Origin of the sequence: Vibrio japonicus (assembly GCF_024582835.1) — a bacterium.
In the GTDB taxonomy this organism is placed as follows: Bacteria; Pseudomonadota; Gammaproteobacteria; order Enterobacterales; family Vibrionaceae; genus Vibrio; species Vibrio japonicus.
In genome coordinates, this window is record NZ_CP102097.1 from 851,713 (window position 1) to 871,605 (window position 19,893).

15 protein-coding genes are annotated in these 19,893 nt (G+C 45.5%); 8 read left to right on the forward strand and 7 right to left on the reverse strand.

Translation table 11 applies throughout. The features are described from left to right. The first annotated feature begins 5 nt into the window (after positions 1-5). On the forward strand, positions 6-1,121 hold the full coding sequence (gene rimI, locus NP165_RS17015; RefSeq protein WP_257085724.1) for a ribosomal protein S18-alanine N-acetyltransferase: 1,116 nt from the start codon (positions 6-8) through the stop codon (positions 1,119-1,121). 99 nt (positions 1,122-1,220) lie between these two features. Here the strand turns inward: rimI and NP165_RS17020 are convergent, their stop codons facing one another. After that, entirely contained in the window at positions 1,221-2,516 is a 1,296-nt protein-coding gene (locus tag NP165_RS17020) for an alpha/beta fold hydrolase (protein WP_257086848.1), read from the reverse strand. 181 nt (positions 2,517-2,697) lie between these two features. On the opposite strand from NP165_RS17020, the gene NP165_RS17025 reads away from it, so the two are divergent. After that, a complete protein-coding gene (locus tag NP165_RS17025) occupies positions 2,698-3,546 on the forward strand; it encodes a pirin family protein (protein WP_257085725.1) in 849 nt (282 codons plus the stop codon). 212 nt (positions 3,547-3,758) lie between these two features. On the opposite strand, the gene NP165_RS17030 is transcribed toward NP165_RS17025, so the two are convergent. Continuing rightward, a complete protein-coding gene (locus tag NP165_RS17030; protein ID WP_257085726.1) occupies positions 3,759-5,612 on the reverse strand; it encodes an ABC transporter ATP-binding protein in 1,854 nt (617 codons plus the stop codon). A 313-nt stretch (positions 5,613-5,925) separates the two neighbouring features. On the opposite strand from NP165_RS17030, the gene NP165_RS17035 reads away from it, so the two are divergent. Then, positions 5,926-6,903, forward strand: coding sequence for an arginine deiminase-related protein (locus NP165_RS17035; RefSeq protein WP_257085727.1), 978 nt, complete (start codon positions 5,926-5,928; stop codon positions 6,901-6,903). Positions 6,904-7,495: 592 nt separating this feature from the next. Beyond that, positions 7,496-8,764, forward strand: coding sequence for a RidA family protein (locus NP165_RS17040; RefSeq protein WP_257085728.1), 1,269 nt, complete (start codon positions 7,496-7,498; stop codon positions 8,762-8,764). 58 nt (positions 8,765-8,822) lie between these two features. Here NP165_RS17040 and NP165_RS17045 read toward each other — a convergent pair whose 3' ends face one another. Next, positions 8,823-9,308: a peptide-methionine (S)-S-oxide reductase gene (locus NP165_RS17045; protein WP_257085729.1), complete on the reverse strand. Its 486-nt coding sequence runs from the start codon at positions 9,306-9,308 to the stop codon at positions 8,823-8,825. 264 nt (positions 9,309-9,572) lie between these two features. Between NP165_RS17045 and NP165_RS17050 the strand changes: the two genes are divergently transcribed. Continuing rightward, positions 9,573-11,177: a methyl-accepting chemotaxis protein gene (locus tag NP165_RS17050; protein WP_257085730.1), complete on the forward strand. Its 1,605-nt coding sequence runs from the start codon at positions 9,573-9,575 to the stop codon at positions 11,175-11,177. Positions 11,178-11,342: 165 nt separating this feature from the next. Here the strand turns inward: NP165_RS17050 and NP165_RS17055 are convergent, their stop codons facing one another. The 4 genes from NP165_RS17055 to NP165_RS17070 form a co-directional block, all read right to left on the reverse strand. Then, positions 11,343-11,732, reverse strand: a complete 390-nt coding sequence (locus NP165_RS17055; RefSeq protein WP_257085731.1) for a universal stress protein — start codon at positions 11,730-11,732, stop codon at positions 11,343-11,345. 117 nt (positions 11,733-11,849) lie between these two features. Beyond that, on the reverse strand, positions 11,850-12,920 hold the full coding sequence (locus tag NP165_RS17060; RefSeq protein WP_257085732.1) for a zinc-binding dehydrogenase: 1,071 nt from the start codon (positions 12,918-12,920) through the stop codon (positions 11,850-11,852). Between the two features lie 4 nt (positions 12,921-12,924). Then, positions 12,925-13,437: a 2,4'-dihydroxyacetophenone dioxygenase family protein gene (locus NP165_RS17065; protein WP_257085733.1), complete on the reverse strand. Its 513-nt coding sequence runs from the start codon at positions 13,435-13,437 to the stop codon at positions 12,925-12,927. A gap of 40 nt (positions 13,438-13,477) precedes the next feature. Then, on the reverse strand, positions 13,478-14,239 hold the full coding sequence (locus tag NP165_RS17070; RefSeq protein ID WP_257085734.1) for an SDR family NAD(P)-dependent oxidoreductase: 762 nt from the start codon (positions 14,237-14,239) through the stop codon (positions 13,478-13,480). Between the two features lie 130 nt (positions 14,240-14,369). On the opposite strand from NP165_RS17070, the gene NP165_RS17075 reads away from it, so the two are divergent. From NP165_RS17075 to NP165_RS17085, 3 genes are all read left to right on the forward strand, one after another. Next, the gene (locus tag NP165_RS17075; protein WP_257085735.1) at positions 14,370-15,371 is read left to right on the forward strand and encodes an AraC family transcriptional regulator; all 1,002 of its coding nucleotides are present in this window, start codon (positions 14,370-14,372) and stop codon (positions 15,369-15,371) included. A 168-nt stretch (positions 15,372-15,539) separates the two neighbouring features. Next, entirely contained in the window at positions 15,540-17,588 is a 2,049-nt protein-coding gene (locus NP165_RS17080) for a TonB-dependent receptor (protein WP_257085736.1), read from the forward strand. 100 nt (positions 17,589-17,688) lie between these two features. After that, complete coding sequence (locus tag NP165_RS17085) at positions 17,689-19,806, forward strand: TonB-dependent receptor family protein (RefSeq protein WP_257085737.1); 2,118 nt, start codon at positions 17,689-17,691, stop codon at positions 19,804-19,806. The last annotated feature ends 87 nt before the right edge of the window (positions 19,807-19,893 follow it).

Sequence of the window (19,893 nt, forward strand, 5' to 3'; positions counted from 1 at the left end):
CTGAAATGGAATACAGCAACGCTCAACTCGATGATTTAGATTCTCTGCTTCATTTGGAAAATCAAGTATTCACCAGTGACAATATAAACCGTCGGCAAATGAAGCGGTTTATTCAGTCTCATCACTGTCAGTTCTTTGTCGCCAAAGAGAACGATCGACTTGCTGGATATGCACTCGTGCTTTTCAACCAAGCGACGCAACTTGCACGAATCTACTCCATTGCAGTATCGCCAGATTTTAGAGGTCAAGGCATTGCAGACCAGTTGATTATCCAATGTGAGCAAAGCACTGTGGAACGAGGCTACATTACTCTAAGGCTTGAAGTTAGGGAAGATAATTCAGCGGCTATACGTCTCTATGAAAAGCATGGATTTAAGCGATTAAAAACCTTGATTCATTACTACGATGGCCTGATAGATGGACTGAGGATGCAGAAACGTCTTGGTACATTAGGTCCCACACTCGCGCTGTCGATGCCGTTGTATGTTCAAACGCTTCCATTCACATGTGGTGCAGCGTGTCTGCTTATGAGTTTTGCCGCACTCGGGCACTCAACATCGCCTTCGCGCAAGAAGGAAGTACAGCTTTGGCGTGAAGCCACAACGATTTTTATGGCAGGCGGTCATGGTGGTTGTAGTGGGCAAGGTTTAGCACTTGCCGCAAATCGACGTGGCTTTGCTGTCGAGCTGTGGTCTCACTCGCGAGGGACACCTTTTATTCACTCCGTTCGTGACCCATTGAAAAAATCTGTGATCGAGCTGGTCCATGCCGACTTTATGGATCAAATCGAGCAGACCGATATTAAAGTTGAGCAAGCCCCTCCGCACATTCCGCAAATAGAAAACTGGATTGAACAGGGGGCAGCGGTGTTATTGCTGATTAGCACCTACCGATTTAATGGGTGTAAAGAGCCCCACTGGATTGTGCTCAGCGGTATGAGCGACCACTTTTTTTACTTTCATGACCCATTGGTCGAAGAAGCACAAGACGCTGTCACGGCTGCATATGTGCCAATAGGTAAGAGCGCTCTAGAGCAGATTGTTGGTTTTGGAAAACAAAAGCATACGGCTTGTGTTGTTATATTCCCCAAAGAAGTCCAAACAAGTGTGGTCAACGACTAGTGGAAGGAACAACCTTATGTAAAGCAATGAGTGACTGTGGACAGAGGCCGTCTAGATTATTGTTAAAAAGCCTCCAATATCGCGTTGGAGGCTCAGGACTTACACTAAGGTAGCAGCGGTTTGCTCGCCCATCTCAATCAGCTTATCGAGAATACGTTCGCCGTCAGCGCGCAGGCCATTGTGTTCGAACTCATTGGTGATCCACGCTTTCGAATTTGGGATCAGCGCTAGCGTCTCGCGGCTGATGTCCATTTCCACAAACATATCATCGGCGTACACCGCGCAGCTTACCGGAACCTTGTTGTTTGCCAGTTGCTCTGCGTTATAGAGCGGGCTCCAATCTTCTTTCTCTGCCAAAATTTGTGCGGCTTGTTTAAGCGGTTTTAAGCACTCGTATTGGTCGAACATCCACGGGAATACCATCTCACCCGTAAAGTAGAACGGTTGCCCTTGTTGATAGTTGAATTCTTCACGGCTTTGACGCACGCGATGCGCACTCCAGTTAGACGCAAAGCCTTGGCAGTAAATCGATTCATGCAAAATCGCATAGATAGGATTGGTCTGGAAACCTTGCTGCATCAGCATACTGTTTAAGAACTCATAGCGAAGCTGAGGCTCGCCATTCACCGTCACAAAGGCATTTTCCAGTTGGTAGTATGTCGGTAAGAAGGTATCACTCATACCGAAGTTAATGCCAATCTGCTGAAACTGCTCAACGGTAAAGCGTTGGCCGTTAGGCAGAAACTCTTCGTTTTCTAGCAAATGGTCGGCAATCTTTTGGCACATCTGCTGCGCTTGTGGGAATTGCTGGAAGAACGCCTGATTCTTTTCCATCGTGCGTTTAAAGGTCGCTTCATACACATCATCTGGATGGCGTGAAATCGACGGCACACCACCGGTGATGTAGCTGCGCGATAGGCTTTCAGGGAACAGAGAGAGGTAAGTAAGCGAGCAGAAACCGCCGAAGCTCTGGCCTAAAATCGCCCATTGGTCGACATTAAATTGCTGGCGGATAAATTCTGCGTCACGCACGATGTTGTCTGCGCGGAAATGAGCGAGGTATTCTGCCTGCTCTTCTGCGCTCAAATGGCCGAGCGTTTGGCTGTGGATGACCGAGCTATTACCCGTACCGCGCTGGTCGAGCAGAAGGATACGGTATTGCTGCAAAACGCGCTTTACCCAGCCATTATTGCCATTTTGGCGTGGTGATGGAAAGCCAGGACCACCTTGAAAGTACACCAGCCACGGTTTCGTACTTTCGCCATCTGAAACGAGTGATAGCTCGCGTGCAAACACCTCAATTTGGCCTTTGCTTTCGTTGGAGTAATCCAAAGGAACTTGGAAAGTATGTGGAGTGTATTTCACTCCTGCATCTGTAAATTCTAGAGCATTCATCATTGTTGTTATAACGTCCTTGATAATAGGAATCGTTATATTAACGTGATGCTATCTCTTTACCAAATCTTACCAAAGTCTAAACTCATTCAAATTTTTCGAACAAGTGGCTCTAATCCTCCTTGTCCTGTTTTGTTTCACAAGTATTACACTCACTCCATCAGTCAGACGGAGAAGAATTATGAGCAACTATCGTAAAATCGTACAAACAATCCGATCGCATGCCACATCAGATGGTGATGGTGTGAAGATCCAGCGTGTTGCCGGATTCAACAATTCCCGTTTTTCACCGTTTTTGATGGTTGATGAGCTGAAGTCTGATAAACGCGCTGACTATGTAGGCGGATTTCCTCCGCACCCACACCGTGGCATTGAAACGCTTACTTACATGATGAAAGGCCATTTCCAGCATCGTGATCATATGGGGAATGTCGGTGAGCTCAGGTCGGGTGGCGCACAATGGATGGCGGCGGGACGCGGAGTGATCCACAGCGAAATGCCAATTATGGAAGATGGTGACTTGCACGGCTTCCAAATTTGGATTAATCAACCTGCGCGCGACAAGATGAAACCCGCGCAGTACTTTGACTTCCAGCCGGAAATGATAACGGAAAACCAGACGGAACAAGCAGGTTTGGTACGTATTTTGGCGGGCTCGTTAAATGCGAATGACCAAGTGCTTAATGGCCCATTAAACCAAACCGGTGTTGAGCTAACCGTTGCAGACTGGCGCGCTGAATCAGGGCATAAGCTCGATCTTGTAACCCCCGCTGAGTTCAACGCGATGTTGTATGTTTATCAAGGCAGGGTCAATGTGGCTGGTGGAGAGGCCAAACAAGGCGACATGGTATTGCTCTCTAAAGGAGATAAGGTCGATTTGAACTCACTAGAGCAGAGTGGGGTGTTGATCTTTATCGGTGAGCCGATTGACGAGCCAGTTGTTCACTATGGGCCTTTTGTTATGAACAGCATGCAAGAGATTGAACAAACCATCAAAGACTACAATTCTGGTGTGTTTGAAACTTATTAATTAGGGTGCGTTTTGAACCTTATTTATGTGCGAAAGGTGACACATCCACTGCCACCCTTATCCTGCACTTGCCACGCTTTATGCGTGGCTTTTTTTGGGCGCAATAAAGGCGACAACGATACTTATTGATTAATATGCGACCGGAAAGAAGCAAAAAAGGAAGCCGAAACTTCCTTTTTGTTTTGTGGTTTTTTGCGTTTGTTGAGATGCCTTTAGGCGATTTGCTGAGTATTCTCTTCATCACCGATAAAACCACCCGTCTGGTGCGCCCAGAGCTGCGCGTAGATACCACCGCTCTTAACGAGTTCTTGGTGTGTACCTTGCTCTACAATTTCCCCTTTGTCCAAAACGATCAAGCGATCCATTGCGGCAATCGTTGAGAGGCGGTGAGCAATCGCAATGACCGTCTTGCCTTTCATAAGCTCGTTCAAGCTTTCTTGAATCGCGGCTTCTACTTCAGAATCCAGTGCAGAAGTTGCTTCGTCTAGAATTAGCAAAGGCGCATCTTTCAGTAGTACACGAGAAATAGCGATACGTTGACGCTGACCACCTGAAAGTTTCACCCCGCGTTCACCCACTTGAGCATCGTAACCCGTGTTTCCAAATGGGTCGTTAAGGTTTTCGATAAACTCATGAGCGTGAGCTTGTTTGGTCGCGCGCAGCAAATCTTCCTCTGTCGCGTCTGGATTACCGTAAAGAATGTTGTCACGAATCGAACGGTGCAGCAGCGAAGTATCTTGCGTCACCATGCCAATTTTCGCGCGCAGCGAGTCTTGAGTGACGTCAGAGATCACTTGACCATCAATCTTAATCTTGCCGCTTTCAACATCATGGAAACGTAGCAACAAGTTCACCAATGTTGATTTACCCGCACCTGAACGGCCAACTAAGCCGACTTTTTCACCTGGCTTGATATTTAGGTTTAAGTGACTAATCACGCCTTTGGTTTTATCGCCGTAGTGGAAGCTAACGTTATCAAACTCGATGCCACCGTCGTTGACCACTAAGTCTTTCGCGTTGGGTTTGTCTTGAATATCAACAGGTTTAGATAGCGTTTTCATGCCATCGACGACTGTTCCCATGTTTTCAAACAGTGCGCCGACTTCCCACATGATCCACATCGACATCCCGTTGATACGCAGTGCGAGTGCAATGGCGATGGCGATGGCACCGACACTGATGGAGTTGCCCATCCATAGGTAGACAGATAGCGCACCAATTGAGAATACGAGAATGTAGTTGGTAATTGAAACGGCGACGTTAAATCCTGTCACCAAGCGCATTTGTCGATACACAGTATCTAGGAAGCCGCGCATGCCGTTTTCTGCGTATTCGGTTTCACGTTTGCTGTGTGAGAATAGCTTAACGGTCGCGATGTTGGTGTAGCTGTCTACAATGCGTCCGGTCATTGTTGAGCGCGCGTCGGCCTGTTCAGAGGCAACACGTTTCAGCTTAGGCACAAAGTAGATCTGGATGCTGATGTAACAAGCCAGCCAAATCAGCATTGGGATCATCAGTCGGATATCGGCCTGCGCCAGTAGTACTATCATAGAGGTAAAGTACACAGACACATAGACGAACACATCCATGGTTTTCATTACCGTTTCGCGTACTGCCAGCGAGGTTTGCATCACTTTTGTGGCGACACGACCCGCAAAGTCATCCTGATAAAAGTTGATGCTTTGCTTGAGTAGGTAACGGTGAGCAAGCCAACGAATCGACATTGGGTAGTTGCCCAGTAGCGTTTGGTGGATCAGCAAGGAGTATCCAACAACCAAGATCGGCATCACAACCACCAGCAACACACCATAAAAGATCAGCTGACTGCTGTTTTCTTGCCAAAACGTTTCTGGGTTGCTGTTTGATAGCCAGTCAACCAAGTTACCCATTGCACCGAAGAGCGATACTTCAACAATGGCAACGATGGTAGACATGATCGACATAATAATAAGTGGCACTTCAAAACCACGCGTGTAATAGCGGCAAAATGCCAGAATGCCGCTAGGTGGCTGAGTGGGCTCATTCTTCGGGAAGGGCTTGGTAAATCCTTCAAATTTCTTAAACATACATGTTTCCTAAACGCGCAAAAGACCAAGAACTGTCGTTACTATAGGCGTGTTAATCCATACACAGGGAGGGAAAGGCCAATGGTATACTTTTGGTCATTAAAATGTAACTGGTAGAATATCACCCGCTTTGCATATTATTCAGACAACTCTTTGGTTGGATAATTCCAAAAGTTATATTTACTGAAATGTTTTTTAATTGCAGCAATTATTTCTGTTGGAGTGGCAAAATTGTAGTTAATTTCAGTAAATAATCATTTAACATTATGTCTACAATTTGCTTAATTTAGTGAGAAAAAATGAGTTTGTCACAATGTTGAAACAGCAAGCATTACAACAAAAACAATCAAAAACGGTACAAAACGCGAACTGCGTTGTGATGGTGCCGCCAAAAGAATTTGCGTTTAACGCTGAAACTGCAAAAGACAATGAATTTCAGCATAAAGTGAATGACACCACTGATCATATCCGTGAACTCGCGATGCAAGAGTTCAATACGATGGTGGACGAGTTGCGCCAAGCTGGTGTTCAAGTAGTGGTTTTTGATTACCCATTAGGGGAAGTCGAAACACCAGATGCGGTGTTCCCAAACAACTGGTTCAGCACCACAGCAAAGGGAGAGATGTTTACCTTCCCAATGGCGTGTACTAACCGTCAGCACGAGGTTAAATCTGAGGATCTCTCTGCTGCTTTGGAAGCTGCTGGTCGCAACGTTGTATCAGTCGACTCATTGACTTCATATTTAGATGTGAATGCGCATTTGGAAAGTACAGGTGTTATGGTGATCGACCATATCAACCGAACTATCTATGCGGCACTTTCACAGCGTTGTGATCGTGAAGTATTGGAAGATTACGCAGAGCGTATCGGCTATGAGCGCGTTGTGTCTTTCCAGACGGCTCTACCATCAGGTAAACCGATTTACCATACCAACGTAATGATGGCGATTGGTGAAGGTTTCTGCGTGATTTGTGATGAAGTGATCCCAGAATTTGAGCGTCGTTTTGTACTTAAGTCTTTAGCAAAAGATAAGCAAGTGATTTCAATTTCACTTGAGCAGATGAACCAGTTCTGCGCCAATATTCTTCAGCTTGAAACGATCAACGGCGACAAAGTAATTGCGATGTCTCAATCGGCTTACGATGCGTTTTCTCCAGCGCAGCGTACACAACTGTCGAGCCATGGTCGCCTAATGCCATTTAACGTGCAAACGATCGAAAACATCGGCGGCGGCAGCGTTCGCTGTATGTTGGGTGAAGTTTTCTTGCCAACTCGCGAAACACAGCTGTAGCGATATTTTTGTAAAGCACAATATAAAGAACACCCATGAACTTTGCTCGAAAGTTTCATGGGTGTTTTTTTATGAACTTCTTCCATCCCATACCCGTATTTCAACTTTTCTCTTTTAAACGATCATGTTCAGTGATCAAAAGCAAAATATAATTTTTCTGTTTTGAAAGACATTAATGAGAATCCAATTCGTTTTTCAGAGTTGAAAAATAATTTATGCATTTATCACGGCAAAAAAAGCAGTTGTTTAGAGCCTATAAACCTAGGTGAGAGACGTTAATGTGAAGGCCTTATCAAAACTCGATTAAACATGATGGTTTTCGCATGAAGTTGAGTGGGTTTATATTCAATATTTATGAATCAACCAGACGATAATATTCGCCTTTATCTATTAAATTTAAGCCATCTTGGATAATTAGTCTGCACCTGATTAATTATCCTGTTATTGGCCACTTTATCGTGAAATTAGACTTTGATACTTCTCACAATTAATACCTGATATTTCACTTACCATCCTGTCACTTTAGTTATTCTTTCAAATAAACCCTACCAAAGAAAAACTATATCTTTGATAATTATAGGAAAATATCATTATGGCTGGCGGTATCATTAAAGTTTCAAGAAATACTGACAACGCACCAAAAAGCGAGTTCTCTACACAAACAGTGGCTTTCTCCCACTACAACAATATCTCAGCACAGCTGCCAGTAGACCCTAAAACGGGCGAAATTGTGGTCGGCAGTGTCAAAGAGCAAACAATGCAGTGTTTAAATAACATAAAAGCCATTGTGGAGAGCATCAATCATAGTATGGACGATGTCGTTAAGGTCAATGTATTCCTTAAAAACATGTCGGATATCGAGGTTGTAGACGATGTTTATGCCGCATTCTTCCCGAACCTTCTTCCTACGCGTACAACCGTCGGCGTTGATGCCCTGCCGCTGAACGACGCACTAGTGCAAATTGATGCGGTTATTTCAAATGGCGAGGGGACCGCGCCTCAAGAGCCTTGTGAACTTATAAAACTGTCACGAAACACAGAAAGTGCGCCGACAAGTCAGGTTTCGACTCAAACGGTTGCCTTTTCTCACTATAACAACGTTTCAGCACAGTTGCCGATCGACCCTAAAACAGGCGTACTTGTCGAAGGTGGTATTAAAGAGCAAACAGGGCAGTGTTTAAGAAACATTAAAACCATTTTAGAGAGCATTGACGTTCCTTTTGACGATATCGTGAAAGTGACTATCTTTGTTCGTAACCTTGAAGATATGACAGCGGTGAACGAAGTTTACACAACGTTTTTCCCAGATTCCGCGATCGCAAGAACGGTTGCTTACGTTCCTGCTCGCACCATCGTTGCTGCTGCTGACTTACCGATGGATGCGTTGGTACAAATTGATGCCGTTGTATCTCATGGAGATGGCACACCTCCACAAGAAGTCGAAGACAGACACGGCATTGTGATAAGAGCGAACAACACGGAATTGGCACCACTGAATTCACTTTACACGCAAACGGTGGCGTTCTCTCATTACAATCATATTGCTGCTCAGTTACCGCTCGATCTTAACACGAGCAAAGTGATTGCCGGTGGCGCGAAAGAGCAAGCTGAGCAGTGTATGAATCACATTAAGACCATCGTCGAGAGCGTAGGACACGTAATGGATGACGTAGTGAAGGTGAACATCCAACTGAAAGATATGTCTGATTTGGATGCTGTTAACGACGTTTACACCGCTTTCTTTAATGGCGAACTACCAGCAAGAACGGTGGTTGGTGTGTCAGATATAGAGAAGGGCGCATTGGTACAGATTGATGCGGTTGTGTCCAACGGGGAAGGGACGCCTCCTCAGATTAAATAAGTCCTGAAACCCGTAAAGCCGCCAGCACACCTTGGCGGCTTTTGCATTAATAGGGTAATTAACGTTTGTTTTTGTACTTGTACAGCAGATCTAACGGAATGTGGCAAAAGCTATGATCTTCAGGATGTAAGGTGAGTCTATCTTGATGCTCATCATCGCTTTTTACATAGTTGGTTAAAGGCAGCACTTCTACCGCAATGTTGTCTGCGTCTTCTCTGGCTGCAATATGCTTTCTAACCCGTTTAAGGTGCTCAGGGTTGCGACTATAAACGCCGGTACGGTACTTTTCTCCGACATCGTTCCCTTGTTTATTCACGCTATATGGGTCGATAATTTCGAACAAATGGTCGATTAATCGTTCTACCGTCAGTTGAGACGGTTCAAACTCCACCCGCACACATTCCGCATAGCCGTCGTAGTCGCTTGAGGTCGTATTGGTTGCTCCGTTGACACGACCTGCTTCTGTCGAGGTCACTCCTGGCACATATTTGAGAAACTCCTGAACGCCCCAAAGGCAGCCGCCTGCAAGATAAATTTGTTCCATCTGAATTGATACTACTTTGAATGAATAGGGATGACTTTAGCAAAATTGTCATTAGTGTGACTGCTTATTTTAATATGTAGGGTACATACGCTTTTACTATAGATGGCTTTTCAGCTGTAAATTCATGTTTATCAACGATATTCATAAGTAATTCACAGAAACAGTTCAATTGTCATGTTACCTTTCGTTAACTGAATGCTGTCTTGTTTATCGTTAGATAATGTTAAGTCATGCCTATTTTGCTGCTGTTTGGTCATTCACATAATGAAAAGTATATCTATAAAATTATTAATCATTCCTGCTTTTTTCGTTGCTGTACTACTGGGGTATCATGCTAAATCTACGTCGACCTCCCACTCTGTTATGGATAGTTTTAACAGTGTATATGTCGACAGGGTTGTGCCACTTTCTTCTTTAAAATCCATTTCAGATTTGTATGCGATCAATGTTATTGACGCGGCGAATAAGCAACATGTTGGATTGATTTCTTATCAGGACTTCGCGATCGGTGTGGATGCCTCAGTGAGGCAGGCAAGAAACATACTCAATCAATACCTAGAGACAAAACTCACGCCGAAAGAGAAAGAACTGGCGTCGATTTTGGATAAAAAGGTCACTCAATTGGAACAAGTCCTTCCAACGGTCATCGCGAAGAGAACGTCAGAGGAATTAGATGACCAAGCCATGATAATTGAGCTTTATCGACTGATCGATGACTTGGGTATCGAGCTATCTAAGCTTGTAGAACTTCAATTGAGTGTTGCAGAAAAAGAGTTAAGCGCATCTCAAGATACGTTTAGTGACGCGAATATTTACGGTTGGGTGATTTTGATCGTCAGTGCTTTGCTGTCCATCTTGTTTTCAGTGTTTATGGTGAAAAGAGAACTCAGAAACTTGCCCGCTTTCCTCTCATGGTTGGAAGATATTTCAAACGGAAAAGTACGCGAACGCGAATGGAATAAGTCTAATAATGAGTTAGACCTGATAGGAGAAAGACTGACGAATCTATCGACCAAACTCCAAGGGTTTGTCAGTGGAAGCCATAAAAACATGCAAGCGCTATCAGGTAGTCAAGATGAAATTGCCTCTTCCATATTGAATAACGAAAGAAACTCTCAGTTAGAGTTGTCATCGGTAGAGCAAGTTGCGACAGCGGCTACGGAATTGTCATCGACGGCTGCAGATGTGGCTGCCAACGCGGTTAGGGCAGAAGAGTCGGTGTCGGAAGCCTCTGATATTATTGCAATCAGCAACGAGGTACTGCAAAAGTCCAGTGCGACAACTGAGCGTGTCAGTGAATCTATTTATGAAGCAAGATCAATCGTCAATGAGTTAAGAGAATACTCAGAAAAAATCAGCTCTGTGGTTGATGTGATTAATGGTATTTCCGAACAAACGAACTTGTTAGCGTTAAATGCGGCAATTGAAGCGGCGAGAGCTGGCGAGCAAGGCCGTGGTTTTGCGGTCGTTGCCGATGAAGTGAGAGCGTTGGCAGCCAAAACGCAGCAATCTACAATCGATATTCAATCCATCATTACTTTGCTTCAAGAACAGTCTCAAAAAGCGGACTCCTCAATGATTCAAAACGTTGAGTTGATCGACGAAACGCAACAGGCGACTCAGGAGTTAATCGAAGCGTTTGGTAATGTTGCCCATAAAGTTGCTGCGATATCTGAGGTTAACTCGATTGTGGCGACGGCAGCTGAAGAACAAAATGCTGTGACGCAAGACATTTCAAGGCAGCTTGAAGAGGTAAACCACCTAGTGCAGGAAAACTTAAGAGGGATAGGAAATACCAACCTAGCCAACCAAGAAATTTCAAAGTTAACTCATCAACTGAGAGATGAATTGTCATTCTTTAAAGTGTAGTGTTTTGAATAAAGCACGTTCAGAGTAATAACAAACATTAGCCGCTGAGTAATAGCGGCTTTTTTACACCTTCTTTCGGTGCATACCGCTATCCCAACGCATGATTCATCTTCGCGCTTCAGGCGATGCTTTACAGTGTAAACAAAAAGTCGGCAGACACTTCCGTCACTTATCGAGATAAACGACCAGTAAGTCTGCTTCAACGGCATTGGCTACTTTGGGCACGGATGAGAATAAACGGCTCCACAACTTATGGTGGTGACCACAAACAACCAGATCGACGCCTGTTTCTTTGACAATGCCTGAGAGTTTCATATGAAGATCGCCGACGACAATTAAAGCATTATCAATAGGATAAGTGCTCTGGTCGGCCAGTGTTTTGATCTGTTCTTCTAATGATTGTTTGTCTTTGGGTTCTAGAACAACTCTATCAACATCCACAAAAACGAGTGAAATTTTGCTGTTTTCGCCTTTTGCCAGCGAGATCGCTTTATCGATAACTTTTTGGCTCGATGAGGTGAGATCAACCGCCACCAAAATATGCGCGTAGCTCATTACTGCCTCCTAAGTTCAGGCTATACGTGTCATTAAAGTCTAGCAGCCAATACGCGCTCGTTGACCAAAAAAGCCCCAACTCAAATATTGATGTTGGGGCTTTAACCAAACAATGAATCAGCTTTCGCTTTCGAAGGCTTGTAACTGACCTGTTCGCCAAGGTTCAATCAAGACTTTGATATGGTCATTTGGCGTCATAAGTTGTTTAAACGTCCCCTCCACACCATCAATCCCGACTTTTGCAGTCAGCAGCTTTTGCCACGGCAATTTGTGTTCTGCAATCGCGTTGAGGCACTGCTCAAACTCATGCGGTTGATAGTAGTAAGAGAACCTCAAATCTATCTCTTTTACCGTTGCATACGCATAGTTTATTGTTGCTGGTGTGGTGTGAATCCCGGTGACCACGACGCGAGCATTAGCGGGCGCTCGACGGATAAAGTTATCAATGAGTGTATGTTTACCGACACACTCGAAAATGACCAAACGAGAATCTGCTGCATACTCTGCGCCCACCACGACCTCATCTTCTTTGGTTGGATTGATCAAGCGAGTCGCGCCAAATTCGCTGGCGATGTGTAGCTTATCTTCTTGCAAGTCGACCGCGAGGATATTGGTAACACCACGTTGTTTCAGAGCGGTAATGACCGCTAAGCCAATGGGTCCACATCCTACGACAAGGGCCGTCTCTTGAACCTCGATATCACTGCGATTGACAGCATGTAAACCAACCGCTAATGGTTCGGTTAACGCTGCCGCTTCTGATGGGACGTCATCAGGTACTGGTAAAAGCAGTGCTTCATCAAGCAAGAAGTATTCAGAATAAGCACCATGTACCCCCGGCGTTACGCCCACACCCGCACCGCTTTGGCTTAGCAGTATAGGCACAGAAGTGACTCGGCTACCCACGGGTAGTGTCTGCTGCGTTTCGTCGCCGTATTCGACAATTTCCGCGCAAAACTCGTGTCCCAACATAACGGGCGTATGATCTTCCATCGAATCAGGCATTACCCCTAGCTTACGATAAACGTCGAACACTTCCTCTGAGTGACGCGTAATGTGCAAATCCGAGCCGCAAATACCGCAAGCTAAGCTACGGACCAGCACTTGACCAGCTTCAGGTTTAGGCACCGCTACTTTCTGTAAGCTCACGTGGCCATCTTGCATCACAATACTGTTCATTGTTTGCATGGTGTTACTCCGCTAGTTCGTCGCTTAACCCTGCAATCGCGCCAGGTTTAATGTAGCGAGGAGTGATACCTTGAGCTTTGGCCGCTGCAATCAATACTTGTTCGATCCAGCCAGCATCCATGATGTTTAGGAAATTGTCGTTTTCATCGAAGTTGATGTTCGCACCCGAAATGACCATGAAGCCATCTGCACCGCCTGACTCTTCTGGGCAATGGAAAGTATGGATAGATCCGCCCGGTTCATAGAGGTAGCTGCCCGCAGTTTGCGGCTGTTCTGGATATTCTAGGTAGTGCCACATGCCGCTCAGAGTATAGAAATGCACAACACCAGTGTGGAAGTGCTTAGGTAGAGTGGTACCTGGTTTAAATTTAGCGCGAAGTACCCAAGTCCCATTTTCTGGGTCAAGAAACAGTGGGTAAACATCAACACCCGGCAAAGCATCTTTGATGATTGATTCTTCATTGGTGTTCAGTGTGAGCAGGAAATCTTGATGCTGAATAACTTCTGGTAATGACATAGCTTACATCCTCGTGATTGTAGTAATGTGGCGTACTTGCCTATCCCATTAGTGGGTATTTGAAATTTTCAAAGCCATCTGAAGCGTTGATAGTGCAGCCATTTATGCAGTTTGCTTTTTCACTGACTAGAAAAGCCACAACGTCTGCGATCTCTTCTGGTTGGGTAAAGGTCTGGCGCATCTGTTCTTTACGAATGTGATCCCAAAGGCCAATTTCTTCGTATTGTCTTAACATCGGAGTGTCAACACGGCCAGGCGCAACAGCGCATACGCGAACACCAAGCGGCGCCAGCTCTAAGGCGGCACATTTGGTCATCATATCGACGGCGGCTTTGCTGACGTTGTAGGCGAAGGTCATCTCTGCCGCCATTTGAGCGTATACAGAGGAAGTATTAAGAATCACGCCCGGTGTGCCTTGAGCTTGGAACTGACGCCCCGCAGCTAAAATACCGTAGTAAACGCCGTTTTGGTTGACCTTTGAGACAGGTTCAAAATCTGCAATTGGGTCGTGCTCAAGGAGTGGTTTTGCCAAACCGATACCAGCGTTGTTAACCATGATATCGAGCTTTCCGAAATGGTTGGTCGCTTGTTTGACCATTGCTTCCACTTGCTGGTAGTCGGTCACATTTGCAACAAACGTTCGCAGTTGGCTATCGTCATATCCTTCAAATACTTGCAATGATTGTTCGGAAATGTCGACGGCAAGTACTTTCGCTCCTTGAGCAAGAAGTTTATGAATAATCGCTTGGCCAATGCCACCTGCAGCTCCCGTGACTATTGCGGTTTTGTTGATAAGTTCCATAAAGCGCCTGTCCATGTTTGTTTGTTATCAAAATGTAACTTAGATCAACTCGTCGGCACTCACTTGACCTTTTGCGAAGTTAATTTGATATATTGCGATTTACAACTTGTTAACATTTAAAAATCGAGACATGGATATCGTAAGAAGTGGTGCAGCAGACAAATTTGATAGCTTGGTTTCTGAACTTGGTCAGAACCCTATTGAGATCATGAAGCAAGCAGGGCTGTCAGCGGCACAGTTTCGCGATCCCAATACGTATATTGCAAACTCTCGATTGGCTGAATTATTGGAAGTGGCCGCATTGCGCTGTCATCAGCCATTGTTTGGCGTGATGCTCGTTCAGCGCCAAACCACGAACGCGTTAGGTGATTTGCCGATGTTGGTTGCGCGGTCAAAAACGGTCGGTGATGCGTTAAAGAAAGCGAGTGATTACCTTTATCTGCAATCGTCCGGCGTAAAGTTCTCGATGACTCAGCATGATGAATGGATACGGCTGTCGCTCAGCTTTGACGCTTACAGCGAGCAAGGTGTCAGGCAGTTAATGCAAGTCAGTGTTGCCCAGTTAGCCAAGTTTGTTGCTAGCTTGCTCAATATTGATCGCAACAGTTTTTGTTTGCACCTATCTCAAGCCAGTGGTGTTGAGATAGCAGAAAATGTTCTGTCCAATTCGCTTCAAATACGTTTTGGTGAAAAGTTTGATGGCATCATGCTCAAAGCAAGTTTGCTCAGCACTAAAAATCACCAAGACGAAGAGGTGCTAGAGCGCCATTTTCAGGAACATTTGAAGTATCTACAAAACCGCTATCCGAATAACTTGCGTGATCAAGCCGCAGATATGATCGGAAGGCTTTTACCAACCGGGGAGTGCAGTGTAGAGCAAGTCGCCCGAGCATTAGATATGCACCCTAGAATGTTGCAGGCTCGGTTGAAAGCACAGAGCAATAGCTATCGACAGATACTGCAACAAATTCGACAAAATTTCGCCGAGCAAAGACTCAGTGAAAATGTACAAAGTATCACTGACATCGCTCTCCAACTGGGTTACGCAGAAACCGCCGTCTTCAGCCGACACTTTCGTCGATGGACAGGCAAATCACCCAGCCAGTGGCGGCAGGATAATGTAAATAAGTAGTTATTCTCTTATGAGACGTCAGGAAAAACGTCTTTTTGGGTCTCTTGCTATGAGCCCTGTTCAGAAAGCAAAGAATATAAAATATAAAAAACATATTGAAAATATAAATGATATTTGTTCTTATTCGTATCCGATTGATTTTATACTCACTCAAATGGAATTTGATTAATGAACAAATGCTCGCCTTTGCATCCTGTCGCGCTCGCTGTGGGTGCATCACTGGCCACGTTAACTTTCACTTCTACCGCTTTAGCTACTGACGACCTCATCAGCGATAAAACGACGCTAGACACACTGACAGTGTATGGGCATCAGTATGAAGGGTACGCAGAGCACTCGCCTCAATCAGGAACAAAAACCAACGTCGAATGGTTGGACGTACCTCAAGCTGTTTCAGTGGTGACCAAGACGGAAATTCAGGATCGAGGTGCTGTAAGGCTTGTTGACGCACTCGATGGCGTGGCAGGTGTTAACAACACGCTTGGTGAAGGCAGCCGAGACCAATTTGTCATTCGTGGCTTTGATGCCCTGAATGATATGTATCGCGATGGTATGCGTGACGATGGAACACTTCAGTCTTACCGCAGTCTGGCGAATATTGAACGCGTTGAAGTTGTGAAAGGTCCGGCAGGTGCGTTATATGGACGAGGTTCAGCAGGCGGTATCATCAATTTAGTGACCAAACGTGCAAATGGCGAGACTTTCACGCATGTAAACGGCAGCGTAGGAAGTAATAGCCAATTTATAGGTCAAATTGACAGTTCTGGTTCTTTCTCTGAAACGGTAAATGGGCGAATTAACTTGGAATACCGACAAGCGGATTCCTATGTGGATTATGTCGATTCGAACGACTTTTTTATTGCGCCAACGATTCGAGTTCTGCCAGCGGAAGGTCATGTGGTTGATATTGATGTCGAGTACGCTCAACAAGAGTTAGTTCCATATCGCGGCGTGCCATCTAAAGACGGGAAGCCTGTTGATGTGCCTGCAAAGACGTACTTTGGCGCAATGGATGATTTTCAAGAGTCTGACAGTTTACGCTTGGCAATTAACTATGAATGGAAGTTAAACGATCAGTGGGTATGGAATAACCGTGCGTCTTATAACCACATTGAGCTTGAGCAAAAAGGGACTCGCCAGGGAGCGGTTACTGGTGATCAGGTTTCTCAAACTGTAAACAACTTTGGTTATGACCCGAGAACCACCACCACACTTCAATCCGAGTTGGTGTGGCAAACAGAGGACAATCAGTTGTTGATCGGTGCAGATTACAACCAGATTGAGATTGATCTCACCCTAGCCAGTGACAAAACGCTTCCTTCACAAAATATTTACGACCCTGTGGTTGGTTCTACCCCAAACCCCGGCTTTAAACCCTTCCGCGACAATACCACCACGAGCACCGGGCTCTATGTACAAGATGTTTTCACGCTTGGCGACCTGTCTCTTATTGGTAACGTGCGTTACGACGCAATGGATCTAGAACAGCAAAAAGCCGGATCAGACAAAGAAAATCTGGACGATAGCAAATTCAGTTACCGAACTGGTGTTGTTTACCGAATTAACTATGACGTATCGGTTTATGCGAGTTTAGCGCGTTCTTGGCAGCTTCCTTATTCGGGTATCTACATCAATCCAAAATTAGCGGAGTTTTTCCATACCGATCTTAAAGAAGTGGGTGCGAAAGCCTATCTGCTGGATGATGCGTTAATGCTGAACGCCGCACTATTTCAAATCGACCAAGAGCAGCCACAAACTAACATTGATGGTGATGTGATTGATAAAATTGAAGCGCGCCATCAGGGGATAGAGTTGGAAGCACGTGGTCAGCTTAACGATCAATGGGATATTTCTATCGGCTATAGCTACCTAGATGCAGAAGATAAAGATACGGGTAAAAAACCGAATGATGTGTCGGACCACTTGTTCTCACTTTGGAGTTCCTACCAACTTAACGACAATTGGCGAATCGGTGGCGGCTTAAAGTATGTTGGAGATCGCTACGCAGGAAATGATGAAACCGTCGCACTTGGAGACTACACCACGGTAGATTTGGTGGCGGCCTATACGACCGGTCGCCATAAGATTCAAGCCAACGCGTATAACATCTTCGATGAAAAATACATTCTGGGCGCAACCAATGGCACGTCTGGCCTCAACCAAATCGGTTACGGTTCGCCAGCGGAATTTATGCTCAGCTATGGTTATCAGCTTTAACGCTTCTCTCAATTTTTCTTCCTCAGTTTGAGGAACTTTATCCCTTCGGGTTACGGCAAATTTATGTGCTGTAACCCTCAAATCCCTTAAAGGAGTACCAATGTCTTACCAGAACTTGGATGGTAAAGTGTGCCTGCGATACAACATTTTAGCAGCAGCTATTGCCTCTGTGACTTCCATGAGCGCCACGGCGGCGTCGCACAACCATGAAGATACAACGAAACTAGATACGGTGGTGGTGAGTGCCAGTGTGATTGGGAATTCACAAATCGACGATGTAAAAGAGTATCCGGGTGCTCGTACTGTCATCGACAAATCGCACTTAGAGAAAACAGCGGCGCAATCAATCGATATGGCGCTGCAAAGCGTTCCAGGCATTAAAGTACAAGATGAATCTGGTACAGGTGTGCTACCTAATATTTCCGTTCGTGGCCTGAAAGCAAGCCGCAGTGGTCACGCGCAATTCTTAATGGATGGCGTTCCGTTGACGCTTGCACCATACGGTCATACCGGACAATCTATTTTCCCGGCAACCCTCTCAATGCTAGACAGGATCGATATTGTTCGCGGCGGTGCTGCGGTTCAGTACGGTCCTAACAACGTGGGTGGCGTGATCAACTTGGTCACTAAACCTATTCCTGATGTTTGGCAGACTGAAATCAGCAATCGTCTGACTGTGTTTGAAGGTGGTGACACACCACTGAATGACCTTTACCTAAGAACGGGTGGGTGGTTGAACGATACCTTGGCACTTCAGCTCGAAGGTAACTTCCTCAATGGGGAGAGCTTCCGCGAACATTCAGATACTGAGGTGAAAAATTATCAGGCAAAGGTTCAATGGCTGGTGAGTGATTCACAAGAGCTACAAGCCTTCATCCAGCGTTACGATGCAGACACACAAATGCCCGGCGCGCTATCTCCCGATGACTACGAGCAAGATCGTCACCAGTCGAAACGCCCATACGATGAATATCAAGGAGAGTCGACGCGCTGGAGCGTCAAATACCTTCAAGATTTAGATCTAGCAGGTGGTGCAGAATTTGAAATTATGACGTTTGGCCACCGCTCAGAGCGCTTTTTCCAGTGGGGCTTTAACAATGCTGGTGGGCATTGGGCGGATCCTGCACTTCCTTCCACACTTGTTCGGACGTCACCTCGCGAATTCAGTGTTTACGGTATTGAACCTAAACTTGCCGTTTTCGTTGATGGCACATCAGTTACGCAAAACTGGATTATAGGTGCACGTTATGTCAACGAAGATATCGACTATAAGTTAACTCAGACCCCAATTGCTGGTGGTGTGACAGCGGTTCCTCGCGACTGGCATCTAGATACAGATGCGTATGCGGGTTATGTGAGTAATGAAATTGGCCTGTTTAATGATGCGTTAAAAATTACGCCGGGGCTTCGTTATGAGCGTGTTGATATGTCATTCAAAGACTTAGGCCAAGAAAGTCAGGCTGACAACGAAGTGACTGAATGGCTACCGGGTTTGACGGTTGCTTATCACTTTAACGATCAATGGCTTGGCTACGCGAACGCGCAAAAATCTCTTCGAGCTCCCCAGATTGCTTATATTCGAGGTTTAGGAGAAGAGGGGAGTGAGTTGGCTTGGAACTATGAGCTTGGCGCACGTTATACCCAAGGAACAACCAGCTTTAACGCTGCGTTGTACCGCATAGACTTTAAAGATCAGTTGCAATGGCAAAGCGCCACTCAAACGTTTGATAATATAGGAAAAACCCTTCATCAAGGGTTGGAGTTATCAGCGCGTTACGTACCTGTCTTTTTACCAGCTTTAAGCGTGGGCGCAAGCTATAACTATCTCGATGCCACGTTAGAGGAAGAGGGTGCAAATAAGGGGAACCAACTGCCTGATACTTCGAAGCATCAACTTAGCTGGGATGCAACCTACGCGTTTACTGGATTTGATACCACGTTGTCAGGGTTCTATTTCAGCGAAGCGTATTCAGACAACGCGAATACCAGTGAAGAGGATGCAAGCGGAGCAACGGGTAAAGTGCCATCATACATGGTGTGGAACTTCAATTTGGGCACCGATCTGTACAAAAGCGAAGCCAGCACACTTCGTATGAATCTTGCGGTGAGTAATCTGTTTGAAGAGGATTATTACTTCCGTGGTATCGATACCAGCCCGGTTGGACGTTATCCAGCACCTGGTCGCTCTTACACCTTAGATATCAACTATCAGTTTTAGCCATTAGGCTTCGCGTGAAGGGTAAGCCGTCAGCGTTTGTTGGCGGCTTTTTTGCGCAGATTGGTTTTTGATACACAGACGTTGGCT